6 protein-coding genes are annotated in these 7316 nt (G+C 54.0%); 3 read left to right on the forward strand and 3 right to left on the reverse strand.

Annotation, left to right across the window (positions count from 1 at the left end):
- Positions 1–201: 201 nt before the first annotated feature.
- Positions 202–837, forward strand: a complete 636-nt coding sequence (locus V6D20_03410; protein ID HEY9814841.1) for a helix-turn-helix domain-containing protein — start codon at positions 202–204, stop codon at positions 835–837.
- Positions 838–878: 41 nt separating this feature from the next.
- Here the strand turns inward: V6D20_03410 and ebsA are convergent, their stop codons facing one another.
- Complete coding sequence (gene ebsA, locus V6D20_03415; protein ID HEY9814842.1) at positions 879–1253, reverse strand: type IV pilus biogenesis protein EbsA; 375 nt, start codon at positions 1251–1253, stop codon at positions 879–881.
- Positions 1254–1506: 253 nt separating this feature from the next.
- On the opposite strand from ebsA, the gene V6D20_03420 reads away from it, so the two are divergent.
- Complete coding sequence (locus V6D20_03420) at positions 1507–2727, forward strand: NAD(P)/FAD-dependent oxidoreductase (GenBank protein ID HEY9814843.1); 1221 nt, start codon at positions 1507–1509, stop codon at positions 2725–2727.
- Positions 2728–2806: 79 nt separating this feature from the next.
- Here V6D20_03420 and V6D20_03425 read toward each other — a convergent pair whose 3' ends face one another.
- Positions 2807–3013, reverse strand: coding sequence for a hypothetical protein (locus V6D20_03425; GenBank protein HEY9814844.1), 207 nt, complete (start codon positions 3011–3013; stop codon positions 2807–2809).
- Between the two features lie 1190 nt (positions 3014–4203).
- On the opposite strand from V6D20_03425, the gene pyk reads away from it, so the two are divergent.
- Entirely contained in the window at positions 4204–5991 is a 1788-nt protein-coding gene (gene pyk, locus V6D20_03430) for a pyruvate kinase (GenBank protein HEY9814845.1), read from the forward strand.
- A gap of 95 nt (positions 5992–6086) precedes the next feature.
- Here the strand turns inward: pyk and glgA are convergent.
- On the reverse strand, positions 6087–7316 hold a 1230-nt coding region (gene glgA, locus V6D20_03435), incomplete at its 5' end, for a glycogen synthase GlgA (GenBank protein HEY9814846.1).

Consider the following 7316-nt stretch of genomic DNA (forward strand, 5'->3'; position numbering starts at 1 on the left):
CTAACAGCATCCTATGGATGATGTGATGCCTAGAAACCTTGATAGGACAGTGCGTTATGGCTTCGCCTAATAGCACCCTACGTCGGAGGTACGACGCTCCGAACCGTTCAGGGTAACTGGGAAGACATCCGTGAATACACCCGTCAAACTGACGTTTGGGGATAAGTTCGGGATAATAGGAAAGCCTTTTCTAGATCAGCTATGCCACCCTCAGCGCCTTCCCCCACGCCACCAGACTACACTCCACGCTTGCGATCGCTGATGATGGCGGCAGATATCCCCAGCTTCCGGGCCCTTAGCCAAGCGGCAGCCGTTTCCAAAACAGCGGTGAATCGCCTGCGGCATGGGCAAGCGGCGGCGCTACGGGGCGAGGTGCTATACCGACTGGCTCAAGCGCTGCACCGATCCATTCCCCAACTGCTCCAAGACTTTTCCGATCTGCCAATCGCTCCCCCAGCCGAGCCAGCCATGCAGCCGGATGACCAGTTCACTCAGCAGCAAACAGAGGAACTGCGCCAAGCTTTCCAGCAGGAGGTGCTGCACCAGATTGAATCCTGGCTGCTCCAATGGCCCACGGCGGTCTATGCCGCTCAGAAAAATCCCCAGGTGCCCGCTAGCCGCTTGGTGCCGCTCCTGCGTCCAGTTGAACAATTGCTCCAGCACTGGGGTCTAGAGGCGATCGCTCCCGTGGGCGAAGAGGTCATGTATGATCCGCAGCAGCACCAGCTTTTGGACGGCCATGCCCAAACGGGCGATCGCGTCTTGGTGCGCTACACCGGCTATCGTCAGGGCGATCGCTTGCTGCATCGTGCCAAGGTGAGTCCTGTCCAGTCGTGAGATCTAGACTAAATGCCGTCATCGTTGCATCATCCAAGCGTTTAATCGTCTAAGCGCAGCAGCTTACGGTAGAACGCCTGGGAAAAATCGACCAAGCGCGATCGCTTGAAGCTAAATAGCAGCTCGATCAGATAGCTGACAAACTCAAAATTGGCCATGGTGATTTCATAGCTGAGTTCCGCATTACCATCAAACTGCATCCGAAAGCGGGTTAAGTCAGCAGGTAGCGACGATACACTCCAGCTCGCCACGAAGGGAATGCTCTCGCCCCCTTCAATGATGCGCGTACCTTCCAGGCTACCCTGACGATACAAGCTGATGGCCAACGGCAGAGCATTGCGCTTATTGCCCTGATAGTAGGGTACATACACATGCACATCTTTTGCCTGAGCAGGCTGGAGCTTTTCTAAAGTCATACTCGGATCTTCCTTGGACGGATCAGTACAGGCCGGCTAAACGATGCCGCGATGAGCGCGCTCTGCAAAAATACTACAAGCTAGATTTCGTCTCAACAAGCAATTTCTAGGTTGAGGTGCTGTATCGGTCATGCACCGTATCAGTATGCCCTGAATTGCGAGTAGGTCTTGCAGCTTGTACAAAATTTAGCGGTAGAGTCAAAGCAGGGGGCCATGCCCTGCAGATCGGTGAGTGGTGGGAGATCAGAGAAGTATGCGAGTGATCGTGGTGGGTGGTGGAGCGGCAGGTTTTTTTGGGGCGATCGCTGCAGCCCAGGCCAATCCTCAGGCACAGGTCACAATTTTGGAGGCAGGACAACAGCCGCTCAGCAAGGTACGTATTTCTGGCGGTGGGCGCTGTAATGTTACCCATGCTTGTTTTGATCCGGCTTTGTTGGTGCAGCATTATCCCCGAGGTGGTAAGGCCCTACGGGGTGCCTTCAGTCGGTTTCAGCCCCAGGATACGGTGGCCTGGTTTCGGCGGCATGGGGTCACGTTGAAGCGGGAGGTGGATGGACGCATGTTTCCCACCACCGATTCTTCGGAGACGATTGTAGATTGCTTGATGCAGACAGCGCAGCGGTTAGGCGTTCGGGTACAGTTAGCCACACCGGTGGTCTCTGTCACCCGCCTGTCGCCAGGGTTTCGGTTGACCTTAAAATCCGGTGCCGTTGCCGACTGCGATCGCATCCTTCTGGCCACGGGCAGCAGTCCTCAAGGGCATCGCCTTGCCGCTAGTCTGGGCCATACCATCGAGCCGCCGGTGCCCTCATTGTTTACCTTTACCATTCGGGATGCTGCGCTACGCAGTCTTGCAGGCGTGGCGGTTGAAACGGCTGATCTAGATCTCCAGATCCCGTCTGCCAAGCCCCTACGTCAATCGGGGCCGTTGCTGATTACCCACTGGGGCATGAGCGGCCCAGCCATTCTCAAGCTGTCTGCCTGGGGAGCGCGATCGCTCCATGATGGTCACTACCAGGCCCAGCTTCGCGTCAATTGGTTACCCGGTTCTAACCTAGAGCACATGCGATCGCTGCTGCTGACGGTGAAATCAGAGCACCCAAAACGGGCGATCGCCAATCATTGTCCCGTAGCTTTACCCCGACGGCTATGGCAGTATCTGGTGGAGCGATCGCAGATCACGCCCGAACGCCGATGGGCAGATCTATCCAAAGCAGAAGCGCTGCACCTTGCTCAGGAACTCACCCAAGGGCACTATGCGATCGCAGGTAAGGGTGTCTTTAAAGATGAATTTGTCACCTGCGGCGGTGTACGCCTGCGAGAGGTGACGTTTAAAACCATGGAAAGCCGCCAGTGTGAAGGGTTATTTCTGGCAGGCGAAGTTTTGGATATTGATGGCGTTACCGGCGGATTTAACTTCCAAAGCGCTTGGACAACCGCATGGATTGCCGGACAGGCGATCGCCTGTCCCTAGAGCATCACCGGACAGCGATCGCGGCTGGATCCCATAATGTCAACCGGAGATACACGCCAAGGTTATACATCAGACATGATTAACGGGTTCCTGACCCCTGGGTGCGATCGGGCGCACCATTGTCGGGAGGAATATAGCCATCGCTTTGCTGTAGCTCAGTGAGGACTGAACCAGCCTCTGCCGGCAGTGTGTCAGCCAAGGAACGCGCCTGAACACTGACCAGGGCCACTCCTTGGAACCCAGCTACGACCAGCAATACACCCATGCATTTTAGGAAAGTGTTCATCGCACCTATTTAGAACTCTTCAGAGAACCAATCAACCCTACCCATGTCATGTAGCTTGACTACTATGCCCTAAATGCGACTACTGATTCCCTAGACTTTATTCTCCTACAAGGCTCACTCAACTTTCTACCAAAAACAAGAACCCTTGATGTAGATCAACACATTGTGAAGTGTTGTTCCGTAAAAAGCAATCTTGGCGTAGAAGCAGTCGTCGCAACTCAACGGATGACCTGTAGATTAAACGTGGTGTAATGGGTGACTACAGTAGTTTTACTGAATTTTCCTTTTATCTTAGGAAGATCCATCCCCGTCTGCCATCCGGATATATCCTGAAAACAGCCCATAGGATTAGGAAAACTTTATACAAACTTAAGATAAAAGTAAACTTCGATTCAGGGACTAGAGTGAAGACAGTGCTAGTTGACTGAGAGTTCAACCAGCAGGAAACTGGATTGCCGCTACGGGGAAGCCTATCAGCTTGGGCTGCGGTTTTCTCCGTAATCTTACTAGTGCTTTCTACAGTATATGGATAGTGTACCAGGACGATTTTATAAATTTTCCGTTAGATCACGGATTAATCATTCCACTGTTGTTTGCTAAGGTGCCGATTTCCTGACATCACCTAGGGGCGATCGCGGCATTATGTATTCCTCAACACCTTATGTCCAGCGTGCTTGTCTCAAATCCTTGGACTGAAAACCTCCACCTCCACACCATACTGAGGATCCCCCTGAAAGCTACGTTTTGAAAAAGAGTGGCTTCTCTAAGATTTAACAATTATGTATCAAAATTTTACAAGTGGGTTGCCCTGCATCAAGGGGATCTGCTGTAGAACCTCCGTGAGCGAGGAGCAGTGATGGGCGATCGCCCCGGTATGCTCCGTAGGCTCATCCCAGTAGGCTCGTCTAAGATGCCCGACACGATGCGGTTGAGTCCCCTTCTGAAGAGTCCAAATTTCCGCTATGATGACTCCCGACCCATTCGTAGGGCCCTGGGTATGTCGGCAATCGCTCCTCCTGACGAGGCAACCTAGACCGAGCTAGTTTTCCTAAAGGCGATCGCTGGGCATATCACGATACACTCTGACCTTGTTGTCTTGCCTTAGGCTAGAAGACGCTAGCAGCAGCTTAAAAGCGGTTGGTTCTAGTCGTTGTGTACTGTTCTCGTTTACTTTCTTGGATCAAATCTCTATGTATCTGCAACATTCTCCTCGTCGAACTAAAATCGTTGCCACTATTGGCCCTGCGACCAGTAGCCCAGAGGTGTTGCGGGACTTGATCGAGGCGGGAGCAACCACCCTCCGTCTAAATTTTTCCCACGGCACCCATGAGGATCACAAGCGCAGCATTCGCCTGATCCGCCAGGTGTCGTTTGAGCTTAATCAGCCGGTGGGCATCTTACAGGATCTCCAGGGCCCGAAAATTCGCCTAGGGCGCTTTGAAGATGGGCCCATTACCCTCAACCGGGGCGATCGCTTCACCCTCACCAGTCGCGTGGTACCCGGCGATCGCACCATCAGCTCGGTGACCTACGAACCCCTGGCTGATGAAGTACCGGAAGGCTCCACCATCCTCTTAGATGATGGCCGGGTGGAAATGCGCGTTGAGGAAGTAGATAAAGTCAACCGTGCCCTGCATTGCAGCGTGGTGGTGGAGGGGGTGCTCTCCAATAACAAGGGTGTCAACTTTCCGGGGGTCTACCTTTCCATTAAAGCGATGACCGATAAGGATCGAGAAGATCTGATGTTTGGTCTCGATCAAGGGGTAGATTGGGTCGCCCTCAGCTTTGTACGCAACCCCCAAGATATTCTAGAAATTAAAGAGCTGATCTCCAGCGCTGGCAAACATGTGCCGGTGATTGCCAAGATTGAGAAACACGAAGCCATTGAGCAAATGGAAGCCATCCTGGCCCTCTGTGATGGGGTGATGGTAGCCCGGGGAGATTTGGGGGTGGAGGTGCCCGCTGAAGACGTACCGATTTTACAAAAACGCTTGATTGCCGTTGCCAACCGTCAAGGGATTCCGGTGATCACCGCCACCCAAATGCTCGACAGCATGGTCAGCAGCCCCAGAGCCACGCGGGCAGAGATTTCTGACGTAGCCAACGCCATTTTGGATGGCACCGATGCGGTGATGCTGTCCAACGAAACGGCGGTGGGCAGATATCCAGTACAGGCGGTGCAGACCATGGCCCGCATTGCCACCCGCATTGAGCAAGATCACCCATCCTTCCATAACGTAGACGGGTTAGTGGGACAGTCGATTCCCAATGCCATCAGCCAAGCAGTGGGAGATATTGCGAAGCAGTTAAACGCTGCTGCCATTATGACCTTGACGAAAAGCGGTGCTACAGCCCGCAACGTGTCTAAGTTTCGTCCCTACACGCCCATCTTGGCAATCACGCCGCAAGTGAGCGTCGCCCGGCAACTGCAGTTGGTATGGGGGGTAAAACCGCTGCTGGTGCTCGATCTATCCTCCACAGGACAGACGTTTAATGCAGCTTTGAGCGTGGCCCAGGAGAAAGATTTACTCAAAGAACAGGATTTGGTGGTGATGACGGCGGGAACGCTGCAAGGAGTCTCTGGTTCCACAGACCTAATTAAGGTAGAAGTGGTGACCTCGGTGCTAGGGCGAGGGACGGGAATCGGTCAGGGAGCCGTGAGCGGCCGTGCCCGCGTGGTGCACACCGGTATGGAAGCCGGTACCTTTAATCCTGGCGATATTTTGGTTGCACCCAGCACCAATGCCGACTTTGTGGAAGCAATCCGCCAAGCCGCTGGCATTGTTACCGAAGATGATAGTCTCACCTGCCATGCGGCGGTGATTGGTCTACGGCTGGGCGTGCCGGTGATTGTTGGGGTAAAAAATGCCACCCGCTCCATTCGTGAGGGAGCCATTCTCACCCTGGATGTGCAGCGCGGTATCGTCTACTCAGGGGCGATCGCCCCTAGCCAGAACGAAGCGGCCCTGCCGGTCTAAATCTGTCCCCCAAGGTTTATCCCCCAAAGCATTAAGCCAGGTAGTCTAGACTACCTGGCTTAATGTTAGGGAGCGCTGGTCATTAAGAGCGATCGCTACTCTGTTTGACTTGCAACCTTCGGCGATGAAGTCGCCTTCTCGGTCACCGTCTCATCAACGGGTTCAACCGGTTCTACCGGCTGAGGATTGTAGGGACGTCCTAGCACCTCGTGGTAGACCTTGTCATACTCAATGGCCGACTTATACCAGCTAAAGTCTTGATTCATGCCGCGCTGCTGAAGCGTTTTCCATTCACGCTTGTAGCGGAAGCCCTCCCAAGCCCGCACTAGGCAGGTATAGAGATCAAGCGGCTCGTAGCGATCGAAACAGTAGCCGGTACCTTCCTCGGCGGTGGGATCGTGGTGGATGACCGTATCCACCAAGCCCCCCGTACGCCGCACAATGGGCACGGAGCCATAGCGCAGCGCTAGAAGCTGGCTAATACCGCAGGGCTCAAACCGTGACGGCATCAGGAAGGCGTCGGTGCCCGCATAGATGCGCCGGGCCAGGGCATCGTTGTAGAGCATGTAGGCTGCGACCCGTCCTGAATAGCGGGAGGCAATTTGCCAGAGTTGGGTTTCATAGTAGCGATCGCCTGTCCCCAATACCACCAATTGCACATCGGTGTAGGACATAAAGCGATCGAGCACCTGCAGCAGCAGATCAATGCCCTTTTGTTCCACCAACCGAGTCACCATCCCCAATAGCATGGCTTGGGAATTGACCTCTAGACCCACTTCTTCCTGCAGGGAAATTTTATTCACCGAGCGCTGATCGAGCGTTTCAGCAGAAAACTCCTGGGTAATCCGGCGATCGTGAGACGGATCATACAAATCCGTGTCAATCCCGTTGAGAATGCCTACGAGCTTATCGTTAATAAACGATAGCAGTCCCTCAAGAGTTTCCCCGTAGGCTGGGGTTTTAATCTGATCGGCATAGGTGGGCGACACGGTAGTGACCTTGTTGGCAAACTGCACCGCCGCTGCCACGGTGTTGTGCCCCTGCATATACCAAGGACACCAGGTCATTTGCTCCAGTCGCCAGCGCCAGGGGCCCTGATAGGCCAAGTTATGAATCGTGAACACCGTTTGGATGTCTGGGGATTCATGCATCCAGACCGGAATCATGCCCGTATGCCAGTCGTGGCAGTGAATAATCTCTGGCTTCCAATGGTTCCAAGCAAACTCAGCCGCCCCATTAGAAAAGAGCGTGAACCGCCAATCTTCATCGTCTCCAGCATAGATACGACGTGGCCAAAACGACGGATGCCCAAACAGGTAGAGGGG

This window comes from Candidatus Obscuribacterales bacterium (genome assembly GCA_036703605.1).
Lineage (GTDB): Bacteria > Cyanobacteriota > Cyanobacteriia > RECH01 > RECH01 > RECH01.

What these genes read in the sequence shown, in the direction of transcription:
- V6D20_03410 (HEY9814841.1), top strand. Translation starts at nt 202, where the DNA reads ATGCCACCCTCAGCGCCTTCCCCCACGCCACCAGACTACACTCCACGC.
- V6D20_03420 (HEY9814843.1), top strand. Translation starts at nt 1,507, where the DNA reads ATGCGAGTGATCGTGGTGGGTGGTGGAGCGGCAGGTTTTTTTGGGGCG.
- ebsA (HEY9814842.1), bottom strand. Translation starts at nt 1,253, where the DNA reads ATGACTTTAGAAAAGCTCCAGCCTGCTCAGGCAAAAGATGTGCATGTG.
- V6D20_03425 (HEY9814844.1), bottom strand. Translation starts at nt 3,013, where the DNA reads ATGAACACTTTCCTAAAATGCATGGGTGTATTGCTGGTCGTAGCTGGG.
- pyk (HEY9814845.1), top strand. Translation starts at nt 4,204, where the DNA reads ATGTATCTGCAACATTCTCCTCGTCGAACTAAAATCGTTGCCACTATT.